Here is a 15423-nt window from a genome sequence, read left to right as displayed (position 1 = left end):
TTCCGACGCGCGAACAACGGAATCGTTGGCCATGGTTGATCCCGGCGACGGTTCCGACGGCGGGCGCCGGCCGAAACCCGCCTGAGGCTCCGCTGAAGCCCGCCTGAGGCTGCGGTGAAGCCGTGCCGGGATGAGCTGAATCCTGCAAAGGATCCCGCCGCCCGGAAGGAGACCGCCATGGGCGCCATGGAGTCGCAGCGTCTGTCGGAGCCGAGCAGCTCGCAGCCGAACGCCCTGCCGTCGAGCGGGTCGGCCGCCGGCCCCGCGCGCCCGGGCCCCGTCTCCTCGTTCGTGCGGTTCGTGGTGTGCGGCGGTGGTGTCGGACTGCTCTCCAGCGCGGCCGTACCGCTGGTGGCCGCGACGATGCCCTGGGCGGTCGCGAACGCCCTGGTCACCATCGCCGGCACCCTGCTCTGCACCGAGCTGTACGCCCTGTTCAGCTTCGGCACCGGACGACGCCCCGGCCTGCGGCAGCACGCGCAGTCGTTCGGGTCGGCCCTCGCCGCCTATCTGGCCACGACCGCCGCGATGCTCGTCCTGCACGCCGTGCAGCCGGAGGCCGGCACGGTCCGGGAGCAGGCGGTCTACCTCACCGCCTCCGGGCTCGCCGGAATCGGACGGTTCCTGGTCCTGCGGCTGTTCGTGTTCGCCGAGCGCCGCAACGAGTCGGCGAGGGCTGCGGCGCTTCCCTCAACTGCACGTCGGCGCAAGCCCGTTGACCTCCGGTCAAGCGTCCGCGTGAGCCCGGTAAGGATCTTGGGAACCAGCGAATCGGTTGAGCTCGGAACGGTAAAGTCCGCTGCATGAACGCTCGGCTGGCACTGCTCGGCATGGTGGCCCCCGGTGTCGCGGAAAGCGAGGTCTTCCGGCTGGCCCTCCAGCACGCGGTGGGCCAGCTGGGCGCGCTGGGCGGCATGATCCATCTGAGGGGCCCGATGTCCGCGCTGCGGCTGGTGTCGGCGGCCGGGCTGCCGCCCGACCTCACTCGTCCCTGGGAGATCGTCGACCAGGAGGTGCCGCTCGCCCCGGCCCGCGCCCTGCGCGAGGGCAACGGCGTCTGGGTCCCGCTGAGCCCGGCCGGTGCCGCCGGGGCCCCGGACGCCGCCTGGCCCGGCACCGGCCTCGCCGCACTGCCGCTCTACACCGGCAACCGCGGCACCGGCGCCCTGAGCGTCCTGATGGGCGACCGGGGCGAACCTGGCCCCGGGGACTGGGAGTTCCTGCGTGCCGTAGCGGCGTGGACCGAGGACCGTATGGCCCAGGCACCGCCGCCCGTGGGGCCCGTCCAGCGGGAGCCGAACGGCGAACGCCGGCGCCGGGCCCTGAAGGAGGTCAGCGTCGGCTCCTGGGACTGGAACATCCGCACCGGCGAACTCCTCTGGGACGAAGCGGCCCTGGAGCTGTACGGCACCCGCCCCGAGGACTACGTCGGCCAGGTCGAGAACTGGATGAGATGCGTCCACCCCGACGACCTCCCGCCGACCCTGGCGCTGGTGGACCGGGCGATCCGGGAGCACGGCGTGTTCGAGGCCGAGTACCGGGTGCGCAAACTGGACGGCACCTGGGGCTGGACCCAGGCCCGTGCCAGGGCGACGTACGACGACAACGGCGAGCCCCTGCGGATGATAGGCGTGGGCTGGGACAGCAGTGAGCCGCGGTCCGCGCGTGACGCGCTGGGCCGTGCCCTGCGGCACATGAGCGACGGCTTCCTCGCGATGGACGACGACTGGCGGATCACCTTCGCCAACCTGGAGGCCGAACGCACCCTGGGCTTCTCCGAGGAGGAGTTGTTCGGCTGTCTGCTGTGGGACCTGCCCGCCGCCGAGCAGGTGCCCGGCCTGGAGATCCGCTGCCGGCAGGCGGCCGCCGCGGAGAAGTCGGTCAGCTTCGACGTACGGCTGCCGAACGGGCGGCTGTGCCACCTCCGGTTCGTCCCGGGCCCCGACGGCCGCACCATCTACTTCACCGACGTCACCGAGAAGCGGCGGCTGGAGGAGGAGCGCCGCTCCGCCGACCGGTCCGCCGCCGAACGTGCCGAGCGGATAGGGGAGTTGACGGCCGCCCTCGCCAAGGCGACGACGTCGACGGACGTGGTGGACGCGGTCGCGCGCGGGGTGCTGCCGCCGTTCGAGGCGTCCGGTCTCGTGGTGCAGACGGTGGAGGGCGACCGGCTGCACACCGTCGGCTCCATCGGCTACCCGGACGACGTCCTCGCCGTGCTCGACGGCCGTGAGCGCACGCAGTCCAGCCCGCTGTGGGACGCGATCCTGGCCGGAGCGCCCCTGTTCCTGTCCACCCCGCGGGAGTTCGCCGCCCGCTACCCCGAGCTCGCCGACCTGCCCGCCCGCGCCGGCAAGCAGGCCTGGGCCCTGCTCCCGCTGACCGCCTCCGGCCACACCTTCGGCATCTGCGCGGTCACCTTCGACCACCCGCGCCGCCTCACCGACGAGGAGCGCACCCTGCTGACCGCGACCAGCGCCCTGGTCGCCCAGGCCCTGGAGCGGGCCCGCCTCTTCGACGCCGAACACACCCGCTCCCGCGAGCTCCAGCGCAGCCTGCTCCCCCGGGACCTGCCCGCCCTCCCCGCCTGCACGGCCGCCGCCCGCTATCTGCCGGCCGGGCAGGGCATGGACGTCGGGGGCGACTGGTACGACATCATCCCGCTGTCGGGCGGCCAGGTCGCCCTGGTCGTCGGCGACGTCATGGGCCACGGCCTGCCGGAGGCGGCGACGATGGGCCGCCTGCGCACGGCCGTCCACACGCTGGCCGACCTCGAACTGCCGCCCGACGAGATCATGAGCCACCTCAACGACATCGTCGGCGCCATGGGCGAGGAGTCGTACGTGACGTGCCTGTACGCGCTGTACGACTCCACGACCCGCGTCTGCTCCATCGCGAGGGCCGGCCACCCGCCCCCGGCCCTGCTCCACCCCGACGGCACGGTGGTCTTCCCGGCCCTGGCGGCCGATCCGCCCCTGGGCGCGGCCGAGCCCCCCTTCGAGACGACGGAGATCCCGGTCCCCGAGGGCAGCGTGCTGGTGCTCTACACCGACGGCCTGGTGGAGTCGTCCAAGCGCGAGATGGACGAGGGCATGGCGGCGCTGTCCGGCATACTGCGCGGCGCGCACGCGGACGGCACGGCGAGCGACCTGGACCACCTCTGCGAGCGGGTCACCTCGGCCCTGCTCCCCGCCGACCAGCAGGCGGCCGACGACGCGGCCGTCCTCCTGGCCCGCCTGCACGCGCTGCCCGAGGCCCGCATGGCCGCCTGGCCCCTGCCGAAGGACCCCAGAGCGGCCGGCCAGGCCCGCACCCTGATCCGCGAGCAGCTGGCCGCCTGGGACCTGGACTCCCTCACCCCGACCACCGAACTCCTGGCCAGCGAACTCGTCGGCAACGTCATACGGCACGCCAAGGGTCCGCTGCGACTACGGCTCCTGTACGGCGCCGACCTGATCTGCGAGGTCTTCGACGGCAGCCTGACGATGCCCCGGATACGCCGGGCGACCGAGACGGACGAGGGCGGCCGGGGGCTCCAGCTGATCACCGCGCTGTCGCAGCGCTGGGGGACGCGGTACACACCGACGGGCAAGTGCATCTGGACGGAACAGGCCCTCCAGACGACGCCGGACGCGGCACGGGACGCGGCGGACGGGCCCGACGATCCGGCACCGGACCCGCTGGAGCGGATGTTCCTGAACCTGCCGGGGCTGGGGGAGGGCTTCGACGGGGACCTGGACGCGTTGGCGTTCGGGGATCAGGACTGACTCGGGGCGGGGTAACGTAAAAAGCCACATATGCCACGTATGCCTACGTCTGCCACGTATGCCTACGTCGCACATAACGCTCCGCCGCCGCTCACGGCGCTCCGCGCGAACCCGGGGTGTGATGCCATGGCCCGCCGCCGCACCGATTCGGCCGGTGCCACCAGAGAGCTGCTGAAAGAGCTCGGGGATCTCACCGGCCGGATACTGGACCAGATCAAGCTCCAGCAGGCACGAGTGGAGCTCGCCGCCGCGCTCCAGCGCCAGGTGCTCGCGGCCGAGCTGCCCGACATGCCCTGGCTGCGGGCCGCGGGCCGGTACACACCCGCGCGCGTCGGACTGGACATCGGCGGCGACTGGTACGACGGCTTCCTGCTGCCGGACGGCGCGGTGGGCTTCGCGATCGGGGACGTCCAGGGCCACGACGTCGAGGCCGCGGCCCACATGGGGCAGGTGCGCACCTGCCTGCGCGCCGTCGCGATCTCCACCACGGACCCGGCGGAGGTGCTGGGCCGCACCAACGACCTGCTCGTGGCGATGGCCTCCGAGCTCTTCGTGACCTGCTCGTTCCTGCGGTTCGACCCGGCCACGAGGGAACTGTGCGACGCCCGCGCCGGACATGTCCCGGCCGTCTGGGCCACGACCGGCGGCCGCTGCGAGATCGTCCTGCACGACGGCGGCCTGCCGCTGGGCATCCGCGCCGGCGAGCACTACCCGTCCTCACGCCGGCGGCTGACCGAGACGGGCGCGTTCGTGCTGCTCACGGACGGGGTCGTGGAGGGCCCTTCCTACCCGCTCGACGACGGGCTGAAGAAGGTGGCCGACCTGGTCGGCGACGCCTGCGACACCGACCCCGACGCGCTCGCCGGCGAGGTGATCAAGGTGGCGGACCTCACCGGCCACAGTGACGACGCCGCGGTCCTCGTTCTTCGCTACGGCGACGGCTGCGGAGGGTGAACGCCATGCACACCCTGCTCGCCCCGCAGGCACCGCGCGAGACCCGCGGCCCACAGCTCCAGCTACGCCAGTACGCCGTCCAGGCCCTGCGGCTGACCGTCGTGACCGCCGCCTACTACGGCAGCGCCAAGCTCGGCCTGGAGCAGCAGCTGGTACGCGGCCAGGTCACGCCGTTCTGGCCGCCCACCGGCATCGCGCTGGTCGCCCTGCTGATGTGGGGCCTGCGCATGTGGCCGGGCATCGCCCTCGGGGCGTTCGCGGTGAACATGCCGCTGGGCCCGTCGGTCCTCCCCGTACTCGCCATCGTGGCCGGCAACACGATCGCGCCGGTCTTCGCGTGCCTCCTCCTGCGCCGCGTGGGTTTCCGCCTCGCCCTGGACCGGCTCCAGGACGCCCTGGCGCTGGTCTTCCTCGGGGCCCTGGTCGGCATGGTGCTCAGCGCGACCATCGGCACGGGGGTGCTCGTGGCCTCCGAGGCCCTGGCGGCCGACGACTTCTGGCCGACGTGGTCGGTGTGGTGGACGGGCGACGCGATGGGGATCCTCGTCATCGCGCCCCTCCTGCTGGCCGCGCGCACCCTGCGCCGACCACGCGACGTGCCCGCCCTGCGGTGGGCGGAGGCGGGGGCCCTGCTGGCCGGCACGACGGCGGCGTCCCTGGTCGCCACCCACAGCTCCCTCAACCTGCTCTTCGTCGTCGTCCCCTTCCTCATCTGGGCGGCCTTCCGCTTCCAGCTCCCCGGCGCCGCGCCCTGCGCCCTGATCGCCTCGGTCGTGGCGATCTCCGCCGGCGCGGTCGGCGAGGGCCCGTTCGCAGGCCATGACCTCCTGGCCAAGATGGTCATCCTGCAGGCCTTCAACGGCACCGTGGCCCTGACCTCACTCCTCCTGTCCGCCACCATCGCCGAACGCAACCAGACGGTCCGGGCCCTGAGAGAAGCCTGCGAACGCCTGACGGAGGCCCTCTCCGAACTCCTCCCGGACCAGGCACTGGACCAGCGAACGCCGTCGCGACTGACGAAGCCGGAGGAGAAGAGATAGCCCGACGCGGGCCCGGATGGACCCCGAACAGGACGTCAGGCCCTGAGCTGACGCATCCGGCCAGGCGCATCTCATCCGGGGGAGGTGAGGACCACCATCGCCGTCCCCAACTGGCATGCTCCCCTGGCCCCCTGGCGGGCATGGAGATCGTTCACGTCGAAATCCTGGCACCGACGCTCGACTTGCTGTCAGCCGCTGATGTCAGACCCCAGCCAGTGGCTTGCCGGTCTCAGAAGTCGTCGCTGCTGTACGGCCCGGAAAAACTCAAAGGCCCCGGATCGCTCCGGGGCCTTTGACCTGTGTGCACTCGGCAGGATTCGAACCTGCAACCTTCTGATCCGTAGTCAGATGCTCTATCCGTTAAGCTACGAGTGCTTGTTCTGTTATTCTCCGCCGCTCTTGGCCCTTCCGGGCCCCGTCGCGGCGACAGGAAGAACATTACATGACTGCCGCCGCCATGTGAAATCCGTTTGGTCTACCCCTTGTGACCTGCGGAAATGCCGTGGTGGGGCCGTCGGTGTCCACATGGCGGGCCGGGTGTCCTGCCCTCGTATCCAGCGTCGCAAACGACGAAGCCCCGGTCCAGGGACCGGGGCTTCGTGATCAGGCGCGGAGGCGGAGGGATTTGAACCCTCGATGGGCTTTAAGGCCCAAACCGCATTAGCAGTGCGGCGCCATAGACCGGACTAGGCGACGCCTCCAGCACAGCCGCTCGCGCGAGCGCGAGTGGTGCGTGCAGATGATGACACAGTCGAGCGTGCTGTCACCAATCGACTCCCACGGTACTAGGCGGAGAGGTCGCAGGGCAAAGCACTTCCCGGCGCGCTTCGAGGGCCGCAACGTCCGGGGACGCGGGGCGTTAGTCAGGTCATGTTGCAGGTCAACCGTTCCGCCCGGACCGTGCGCCTTCGCCGGGTCCTCCTCGGCGCCACCGGCTCCCTCGTCGCCGTCGGCCTCACCTCCGTCGCGCCCGCCGCCGCGTCCCCCCTCGCCGCTCCGCAAGCCGCGCCCGCCGTCCCGCTCCCCTCCCTCCAGGCCCCGGACCGCGTCGGCGACCACCTCACCGTCACCGTCCGCGAGGCCGGCGGCGCCGACGGGAGGTACGAGCTGACCTGCCATCCGACGGGCGGCGACCACCCCGACGCCGCCGACGCCTGCGCCGTACTCGATGGCGGCACCCGCTGGGGCAAGGACGCCTTCGCCCCCGTACCGCGGGAGAGCCTCTGCACCATGCAGTACGGCGGCTCGGCCACCGCGCATGTCACCGGGACCTGGGCCGGGCGCCCCGTCGACGCCCGCTACGACCGCAGCAACGGGTGCGAGATCGCGCGATGGGACCGGCTGGTGCCGCTCCTGCCCGAGGTGCGGGCCGACGGGCAGCGGTCGTAGGCGGGAGGCGGCGGGGGTGGTCGCGCTCTGGGCGTCCGCCCCCGAGGCCCGCCGTCCCCCGTCGCACAGGCTTTCCATACCGGACGTACCGGATCCGCGAAAGTCCCGCGAAGGTCTCGCGAAGCCCGAATGGACACGCGGCGGACATGGGAAGGACGACGCCGCAGGCGGTCATACGTTCTGGGTCACTTCGTCGTGCGACCTCCCTCTCATCCGGCGTCGCGAGCGCAACCCCAACCCTTAGACTCCCTCGCGTGACACGCTGCGGACCGATTGGCAAGATGGCCCGAGCGGTCGGCAAGGTGCGGTAACAGGGAGGAAGCGTCTCGTGAGCAGCAGGCCATCCCGAGGCGCTGCTCGCCTCGCAGCCATACTCGACGCGCTTCCCGATGCGTTGGTGCTGGTCAACGCCAATGGGACCGTCGTGAACGCCAACACCATCGCCCTGGAGGCCTTCGAGGCGCCGGGGACGGCACTGGTGGGGCGGGGGCTGCTCGATCTGCTGCCGCAGTTCGACTCCAAGCTCATTCCCGGGTCCATGCGGCGGCCCGATCACATGGACCCGCAGGGCCGGACCAAGCCGACCCGGATGATGGCCCGGCGGACCGACGGGACCGAGTTCCCGGTCGAGGTCACGTCCGCGAATCTCGAGAACGGACAGCAGGCCTACGACGGGTACGGCTACAGCGGCGACGAGCTGCTGATGCTCGTCGTCCGGGATCTGACCGGCACCGTCGACACCGAGGCCGAGCTGGCGCGTTCGCAGCGGCAGACCGAGATGATCCTGCGGGCGGCCGCCGAGGGCGTGATCGGGACCGACACCGACGGGCGGATCGTCCTCGTCAATCCGGCCGCCGCCCAGATTCTGGGTTACCGGGCCAGCGACCTGGGTGGGCGGGAGCTGCACACGCTCGTGCTGCACTCGCGTCTCGACGGCTCGCCCTTCCCGTACGAGGAGTCGCCGCTCGCCGACACCCTGCGCTCGGGGCGCAAGCACCGGGTGCGCGGGCAGGTGCTGTGGTCCAAGGGCGGGGACAAGGTCTCCGTCGACCTGACGACCGCGCCCGTGCGCGACGGGGACCAGCTCGTCGGCGCCGTCATGACCTTCACCGACCGGCGGCCCTACGACGCCCTCGCCGAGGAGAAGGACGCCGCCCAGAAGCGGCACGAGGAGGAGCTCGAACGGCTCGCCGAGGAGCACGCCTCCGAGCTGACCGCCCTGCGGCAGAAGCACGTGACCGAGGTCGAGGAACTCGAGGAGCGGCACGCCGAGGCGCTCGCCGCGGGCGAGGACCGCTATGCCGCGCTCGGCGAACGCGAGAAGGACCGGTACGAGGCGCTCGCCGCCCGGCACGAGCAGCTGCTGACCCTGCTCGCCGGTTCGCTGCGCGGCCCGCTGGACGAGCTGCGCCGCGAGCTGGCCGCACTCGCCGCCGACGACGCGGGGCAGTTGTGGCCCGAGGCCAACCAGGTGCTGCATCACCTGTCGGCCGGGTACTCGCGGATCACGACCCTGATCGACAACGTCCTCGGGTACCAGCGGCTGGACTCGGGCGGCGACCAGGTCTCCCGTACGAAGGTGATGCTCGACGCCGTCGTGGCCGCGGGTGTCGACGGGGCCGTCGAACTCATCGGCCCGGGGCGGGTGCAGTTCGCCGTGCACGCGCCGCCCATCGAGGCCGAGGTCGACCCGCAGCGCCTCGCCGTCGCGCTCGCGCATCTCGTCGCGGACGTCGCCGGGGTCGACGCGACCGGCAACTCGCCGGTGTCGGCGGGCGGTTACATGGACAACACCGTCGTCGTCGCGGCGGCGCAGCGCGGTGAGGTCGTACGGATCGAGGTGCGCGGGCCCTATCCCGGGGGAGACCCGGTGCACGAGCCGATCGTGCGCGGGATCGTGCGGGCTCACGGCGGGGTGCTGCAGACGCACGAGGTGCCGGGGATGAGCGGCAGTGCGTTCGTGCTCGAAGTGCCCATCGGCGGTGGGGCGGGGGCCGTTTCCGCCGCTCCGGCCGAGGCCGCGCCGACGGACGCCGCGCCGACCGGCACCGGTGACGGGACCGCGGGTACCGCCGTGGCCGTCGTCGCCGCCGTCGCCCCCGAGCACAGTGGCGGCAGCGGGCGGCGGCGGGCCCGGCGGGCCTCCGTGGACGCCTTCCTGGAGAGCGACACCCCGGGTGGCGAGGCCGAGGGAGGCGCCGAGGCCGAGGGCGCCTCGCCCACGGGGCGGCGACGCAGGCGCGCTGCCGCGCCGGAGCTTCCCCAGGGTGCTGAGCACGGTGGCGGCGAGGCCTCCGGCGGAACCGGCCGGCGCCGTGGTCGGCCCGCCGAGGACGGCGGGGACGTTGTCGCCGAGGGTGCCGTCGTCACGGCAGCCGAGCATGCGGCGGGGACCGCGGCCGTGGGCAGCGGCCTGGGCGGGACCGTGCCGCCGCAGGGTGTGCCCGCACCCGCCGGCCGACGTGCCCGGCGCGACGGCGGGGAGCAGCACGCGCTGCCGCCCGCCCTGCCGGCGCCGACCGGTGACGCCGCGGCCGCCGAGTCCGGTACGGCCGCCTCGGGCGACGCTTCTCAGCCGACCGGGCGGCGCCGGCGTGCCCTGGCCGCGGCGTCCGAGCGGGCGGCCGCGCAGGAGGCGGGGGCCCGTACGGTGTTCGCGCTGCCGCCCGCCGAGGCGGACCGGGCTCCGGCCGAGCAGGCGCAGGGGGCGGCTGTGGCTCAGGGGGCCGGTGCGGCTCCGGGGGCCGGTGCGGCTCCGGGGGCTACCGCCTTGGCTGCCGCGTCCGCCATGACTCCTGCTTCGGCTGTGGTGCCCGGGCAGGTTCCGGGGCAGATCCCCGGGCAGGCGACGCCCGTGGACGCCCAGGGCGACGTGCGTGGCGACGAAGGCCGGCACGATGCCGTGCCGCACGACCAGGCCGAGGACCACACCCCGCCGCAGCCGCATCCGACCACCGCGCCGACCGGGCGTCGCCGCCGGGCCGTGGCGCCGCCGGCGGAGGCTGCCGGGGCCGCGCAGGAGGTTCCCGCACAGGCTGTCGCCGCCCCGGCCCCCGTCGCCGTCCCGGGTCAGCCCCTCCCCGCCGAGGCGGCCCCGTCGCAGGGCACCCCGGCGCAGGGCGTCCCGGCCCCGCAGCCGTGGCCCGCCGCCGACGACACGTCCGGCACCGGGACAGCCGTACCGGCGAACGGCGCCGCCACCCCCGTACCGCCGCAGCCGAACACCCCCCAGGCCGCGCAGGCCGCCCAGAGCACTCCGGCGCCGGGCACCGCGCTGCCGCCCGAAGCCGCGGCGGCGGCCGGGGCGCGGCAGCGGGCGGCCCAGCCGCTTCCCGCCGAGGCCGCCGCTCCCGCCGCGCCGAGTGCGCCCGTCGACCCGAACTCGACGCAGGGGCGCGCGATCAGCGTGCGGACGTTGGGGCAGGGAGTGCCCTTCACGCGGCAGGCGGCGCAGGTGCAGCAGCCCGCGGCGCCCGCGCCGTCGTCGACGGCCACGCCTCCCCCGCATCAGACCAGCGGTGGGCGGCGCCGCAAGCTGGGTACGCCGCCCGACCCGGCCGCACGGGCCGGTGGGGCGACGGAGCAGGCCGCGCGGCCGCATCCGCCGGCCGAGCAGCCGGTGCCGGCCTCCCCTGCGCCGCAGCAGCCACAGCCGTCCCAGCCTTCCCAGGCCGGGCAGTCGCGGCTCGCACCAACAGCCGAGGCGGCCGGACGGTCGTACGCCATAGGCGCGCCGGACGAGAACGCCGCCGAGGGACCCGAACCCCTGGACGGGCCCGGCGGGGCGGTGGAGGTGGCCGACACCCCGCGTCCGCAGCCGATGGACGACGAGTTGCCCCCGGAGCCGCTCGACAACCCGCGGCGGCTGCTGGTGTGGCCGGCGCCGGATGTGACGACCCAGCAGGCGCTGAGCGACCGCGGCTACCGGCCGGTGATCGTGCACTCGCGCGAGGAGGTCGACGCGCAGATCGCGGCGTTCCCGGCCGCGCTGTTCGTCGACCCGCTGACCGGCCCGATCACCCGGACCGCGCTCCAGTCGCTGCGGCAGGCCGCCGTCGCGGCCGAGGTGCCGGTCATGGTGACCGCGGGCCTCGGACAGGCCTCACGGGAGGCGGCGTACGGCGCCGACCCCGCCGTACTGCTGAAGGCGCTGGCCCCCCGGGACAGCGAACAGCACCCGCCGCGGGTGCTGTTGATCGAGGAGCACGCCGAGATCGCGCTGGCGCTGACCGCGACGCTGGAGCGGCGCGGGATGCAGGTGGCACGGGCCGCGAGTGACGCCGACGCGGTGATGCTGGCGGGCGACTTCCACCCGAACCTGGTCGTGATGGACCTGATGCAGGTGCACCGCCGCCGGGCCGGGATCGTGGACTGGCTGCGCGCCAACGGCCGTCTGAACCGCACCCCGCTCGTCGTCTACACCGCCGCCGTCGACCAGGCCGACCTGCCGCGGCTCGCCTCCGGCGAGACGGTGCTGTTCCTCGCGGAGCGGTCGACCAGCGGCGAGGTGCAGGCCCGGATCGTGGATCTGCTCTCGCGGATCGGGACCAACTAGCCGCTCAGGGGTCGGCATTCGGCCGGAACTTGATCCCGCTACGATGCGCTGCGCGCCGCCTGCGAGGCGGCGCCGATCCGTTCTCGTCGGAGTTCGGGGTTTCGGGGTTTCGGGGTTTCGGGGTTTCGGAGCGGAGTTTCGAAGTTCCGGAGTTCCGGAGTTCCGGTGGGACATTCCGTGGGGGAGATTCCTGTGTTCGTGCTGTCCATCCTGCTGCTCATAGCGGCGGTCGTGCTCTTCCTCGTCGGCCGCGGCCGCGACTCCGCCGGGGGGTGGAGACTCGGGGCGGCCGTCAGCGCCGTGGGGGGCGTGCTGGCCGCCGCCTTCGCCTGTGTCTTCGTGGTGAGCGCCTACGAGGTCGGCGTGCCGGTGACGTTCGGCAAGGTCGGTTCGCCCCTGACCTCCGGTCTGCACTTCAAGTCGCCGTTCACCGACGTCACGTCCTTCTCCACCCGGCCGGTGGACCTCAGCCTCAACGACAAGGACGTCGTCGAGGTGCGCTCCTCGCAGGGCGGGGTGCTGTACGCGGACGTCACCATCAAGTGGGCCGTGGTGCCGGCCAAGTCCGTCGCGCTGTACCGGCTGGCGGGCAGCCAGGAGGCCATCGAGGAGCGGCTGGTGCTGCCGGACAGCCGCGAGATCATCCGCAACGTCTTCGCCAAGCACACCAGCGAGGAAGGCTACGCCTCCGGGCGTGAGCAGATCGGCGCGGAGATCGAGAAGCTCGTCAAGGAGCGCCTGGCGCCGCGCGGGATCGACGTCTCCACCGTCAACCTGCGCAATGTGCGGCCCTCGGACAAGCTGCAGGAGCAGATCGACAAGAAGATCCAGCAGGAGCAGGCCACCGACCGGGCCGTCGAGGCGTCCCGGACGGCCAAGGCGGAGGCGGAGCGCCGGCGGATCGAGGCGGAGGGCATCGCCCGCGCCAACAAGATCATCGAGCGTTCGCTGAGCGACAACGTGCTCTACAACCAGTGCCTGGAGGCCTACAAGGAGGCCGCCAAGGCCAACCCGGTCTACGCGGTGCCCTGCGGCACGAACTCCTCGGGGACGCCGGTCATCGTGGACAACGGCAAGAACTAGCGGCCATGGCAATGGCTACCGGCCTGCGCTAGCGGCAGCCGGGTGTGACGGACAGCCCCCGGCGTCTGCCGGGGGCTGTCGGCGTCGTACGGCGGTGTCAGCCGAGCTCGGTGACGTCCAGGTCGCCGGCGGCGTACTGCCTGCGCAGCACCTTCTTGTCGAACTTGCCCACGCTGGTCTTCGGCACCGCCTCGATGATCGTCCACCGCTCGGGCAGCTGCCACTTGGCGATCCGGCCCTCGTCGGCGAGGAAGGAGCGCAGGGTCTCGAAGTCGGCGGCGGCGCCCTCCCGCAGCACGACCGTGGCCAGCGGGCGCTCGCCCCACTTCTCGTCGGGGACGGCGACCACGGCCGCCTCGGCGACGTCCGGGTGGGACATCAGGGCGTTCTCCAGCTCGACCGAGGAGATCCACTCGCCGCCGGACTTGATGACGTCCTTGGCGCGGTCGGTGAGGGTGAGGAAGCCGTCGGCGGAGATGGTGCCGACGTCGCCGGTCTTCAGCCAGCCGTCCTCGCTGAACTTGTCGGCGGGGCGCAGCGGTTCGCCGTCCGGGCCGTTGTAGTACGCGCCCGCGATCCAGGGGCCGCGCACCTCCAGCTCGCCGGCCGACTCGCCGTCCCACGGGATGCGCTCGCCGCCGGGGCCGGTGAGCCGGGCCTCGACGCTCGTCGGGAAACGGCCCTGGGTGAGGCGGTACGCGAACTCCTCCTCGGTGCCCACCGCGTGCGCCGGCGGCCGGGCGACCGTGCCGAGCGGGGAGGTCTCCGTCATGCCCCAGGCGTGGCAGACCCGCATGCCCAGCTTGTCGAACGCCTCCATCAGCGAGGGCGGACAGGCCGAGCCGCCGATGGTGACCTGGCCGAGGGTGGACACGTCACGGGGGTTCGCGTTGAGCTCGGCCAGCAGGCCCTGCCAGATGGTGGGCACGGCGGCCGCGTGTGTCGGCTTCTCGCGCTCGATCATCTCGGCGAGGGGGGCGGGCTGCAGGAAGCGGTCCGGCATCAGCATGTTGACGCCGGTCATGAAGGTGGCGTGCGGCAGACCCCAGGCGTTGACATGGAACTGCGGGACCACCACGAGCGAGGTGTCCTGGTCCGTCAGGCCCATCGACTCGGTCATGTTGACCTGCATGGAGTGCAGGTAGATCGAACGGTGCGAGTAGACGACGCCCTTCGGGTCGCCCGTGGTCCCGGAGGTGTAACACATGGCGGCGGCCTGCCGCTCGTCCAGCTCCGGCCAGTCGTACGTGGTCGGCTTGCCGGCGATCAGTTCCTCGTACTCGTGGACCTGGACGGAGGCGCCCTCGAGGAGGGAACGGTCACCGGGGCCGACCACCACCACGTGCTCGACCGGCTTGAGGTGCGGGAGCAGCGGGGCGAGCAGGGGGAGGAGCGAACCGTTGGCGATGACGACGCGGTCGGCCGCGTGGTTGACGATCCAGGCCAGCTGCTCGGGCGGGAGCCGGAGGTTGAGGGTGTGCAGGACCGCGCCCATGGAGGGGATCGCGAAGTACGCCTCGACGTGCTCGGCGTTGTTCCACATCAGGGTCGCGACCCGCTCGTCGCCGGCTACGCCCAGGTCCTCGCGCAGGGCGTGTGCCAGCTGGGCCGCGCGATCACCGATCTCGGCGAAGGACCGGCGGTGCGGCTCGGCCTCCCCGGTCCAGGTGGTGACCTGCGATGTGCCGTGGATCGTCGACCCATGGGCCAGGATCCTCGAGATCAGCAGCGGTACGTCCTGCATGGTGCTCAGCACGGAGTCCTCCCGGGGCGACATTGCCTACGCGGTGGTAAGGGTTGCGGAGATTCTGCGCGCATACCGCGCGGTATGTCACTAGGGCCGGGCGATCGATCATGTCACGTTGCGTTCACAGAGCTCTGCCGCTACGGGTGCCCTACCCACTGACTACCGTGCGTCACTCCTACCGGGGCGTCCCTCCCACCGGGGCGCCACTCCCACCGGGCGTCGCCCGTACCTACCGGGTGTCACTTCTACTTACAGGGCGTAACTCCTACCGGGCCAGCACCAGCTCCGGGTCCTCGCGCAGCTTCCCGAGCGCTCTCGACACCGCCGACTTCACCGTGCCCACGGACACCCCGAGCACCTCGGCCGTCTGGACCTCGCTGAGGTCCTCGTAGTAGCGCAGCACCACCATCGCCCGCTGCCGGGCCGGCAGCCGCATGATCGCGCGCCACATCGCGTCGTGCAGCGCCTGCTGCTCCGCCGGGTCGTCGTCGTGGCCGGGCAGGGGCTCCGGCTCGGGCAGCTCGTCGCAGGCGAACTCGTCGACCTTGCGCTTGCGCCACTGCGACGTCCGCGTGTTCAGCAGCGCCCTGCGCACATAGCCGTCGAGCGCCCGATGGTCCTCGATCCGCTCCCAGGCCACATACGTCTTGGTGAGCGCGGTCTGCAGCAGATCCTCCGCGTCGCTCGGGTTCGCGGTGAGCGAGCGGGCGGTACGCAGCAGCACCGGCTGGCGGGCCCGTACGTACGACGTGAAGGAGGGATACGTCGCGTTCGGACGGGTCTGCCTCGCTGAAGTAGCGGCGTCGGAAGCGCTGGTGCAGACGGGTGTGGTCATGGCTCCACGCTATGAGCGAGGCCTGCTTCAGCGGATCGGCCGCAGGTGCCGAA

9 protein-coding genes and 2 tRNA genes are annotated in these 15423 nt (G+C 72.7%); 7 read left to right on the top strand and 4 right to left on the bottom strand.

Annotation, left to right across the window (positions count from 1 at the left end; genetic code table 11):
* Positions 1 to 201 precede the first annotated feature (201 nt).
* The 4 genes from ACIRD7_RS30725 (at position 202) to ACIRD7_RS30710 (ending at position 5761) form a co-directional block, all read left to right on the top strand.
* A complete protein-coding gene (locus tag ACIRD7_RS30725; protein ID WP_403458875.1) occupies positions 202 to 807 on the top strand; it encodes a hypothetical protein in 606 nt (201 codons plus the stop codon).
* The gene (locus tag ACIRD7_RS30720; RefSeq protein WP_403458708.1) at positions 804 to 3767 is read left to right on the top strand and encodes a SpoIIE family protein phosphatase; all 2964 of its coding nucleotides are present in this window, start codon (positions 804 to 806) and stop codon (positions 3765 to 3767) included. Before ACIRD7_RS30725 ends, ACIRD7_RS30720 begins: the two co-directional genes overlap by 4 nt.
* 126 nt (positions 3768 to 3893) lie before the next feature.
* On the top strand, positions 3894 to 4721 hold the full coding sequence (locus tag ACIRD7_RS30715) for a PP2C family protein-serine/threonine phosphatase (RefSeq protein ID WP_403458707.1): 828 nt from the start codon (positions 3894 to 3896) through the stop codon (positions 4719 to 4721).
* Between the two features lie 5 nt (positions 4722 to 4726).
* Positions 4727 to 5761 carry an MASE1 domain-containing protein gene (locus ACIRD7_RS30710; RefSeq protein WP_403458704.1) on the top strand — a complete coding sequence of 345 codons (1035 nt, stop codon included), beginning with the start codon at positions 4727 to 4729 and terminating at the stop codon, positions 5759 to 5761.
* A 302-nt stretch (positions 5762 to 6063) separates the two neighbouring features.
* Here ACIRD7_RS30710 and ACIRD7_RS30705 read toward each other — a convergent pair.
* Positions 6064 to 6136 (bottom strand) — tRNA-Arg (locus tag ACIRD7_RS30705).
* Positions 6137 to 6371: 235 nt separating this feature from the next.
* Positions 6372 to 6462: transfer RNA gene (locus tag ACIRD7_RS30700), tRNA-Ser, on the bottom strand.
* Between the two features lie 169 nt (positions 6463 to 6631).
* Between ACIRD7_RS30700 and ACIRD7_RS30695 the strand changes: the two genes are divergently transcribed.
* The 3 genes from ACIRD7_RS30695 to ACIRD7_RS30685 all read left to right on the top strand — a co-directional run bounded on the left by ACIRD7_RS30695 (position 6632) and on the right by ACIRD7_RS30685 (position 12788).
* Positions 6632 to 7150 (top strand): SSI family serine proteinase inhibitor, encoded by a 519-nt coding sequence (locus ACIRD7_RS30695; protein WP_403458701.1) that lies wholly within the window; start codon positions 6632 to 6634, stop codon positions 7148 to 7150.
* Positions 7151 to 7478: 328 nt separating this feature from the next.
* Positions 7479 to 11705 carry a PAS domain-containing protein gene (locus ACIRD7_RS30690; protein WP_403458698.1) on the top strand — a complete coding sequence of 1409 codons (4227 nt, stop codon included), beginning with the start codon at positions 7479 to 7481 and terminating at the stop codon, positions 11703 to 11705.
* Positions 11706 to 11882: 177 nt separating this feature from the next.
* Entirely contained in the window at positions 11883 to 12788 is a 906-nt protein-coding gene (locus tag ACIRD7_RS30685; RefSeq protein ID WP_403458695.1) for a prohibitin family protein, read from the top strand.
* Between the two features lie 97 nt (positions 12789 to 12885).
* On the opposite strand, the gene ACIRD7_RS30680 is transcribed toward ACIRD7_RS30685, so the two are convergent.
* Both ACIRD7_RS30680 and ACIRD7_RS30675 read right to left on the bottom strand, forming a co-directional pair.
* A complete protein-coding gene (locus ACIRD7_RS30680) occupies positions 12886 to 14565 on the bottom strand; it encodes a long-chain fatty acid--CoA ligase (protein ID WP_403458693.1) in 1680 nt (559 codons plus the stop codon).
* Positions 14566 to 14800: 235 nt separating this feature from the next.
* Positions 14801 to 15370 (bottom strand): SigE family RNA polymerase sigma factor, encoded by a 570-nt coding sequence (locus ACIRD7_RS30675; RefSeq protein WP_403458691.1) that lies wholly within the window; start codon positions 15368 to 15370, stop codon positions 14801 to 14803.
* Positions 15371 to 15423: the final 53 nt, after the last annotated feature.

It is taken from the genome of Streptomyces sp. NPDC093568 (assembly GCF_044764945.1).
In the GTDB taxonomy this organism is placed as follows: Bacteria; Actinomycetota; Actinomycetes; order Streptomycetales; family Streptomycetaceae; genus Streptomyces.
The sequence above is the reverse complement of the archived record's forward strand: the minus strand, read 5'-3'. Positions and strand labels throughout refer to the sequence as shown.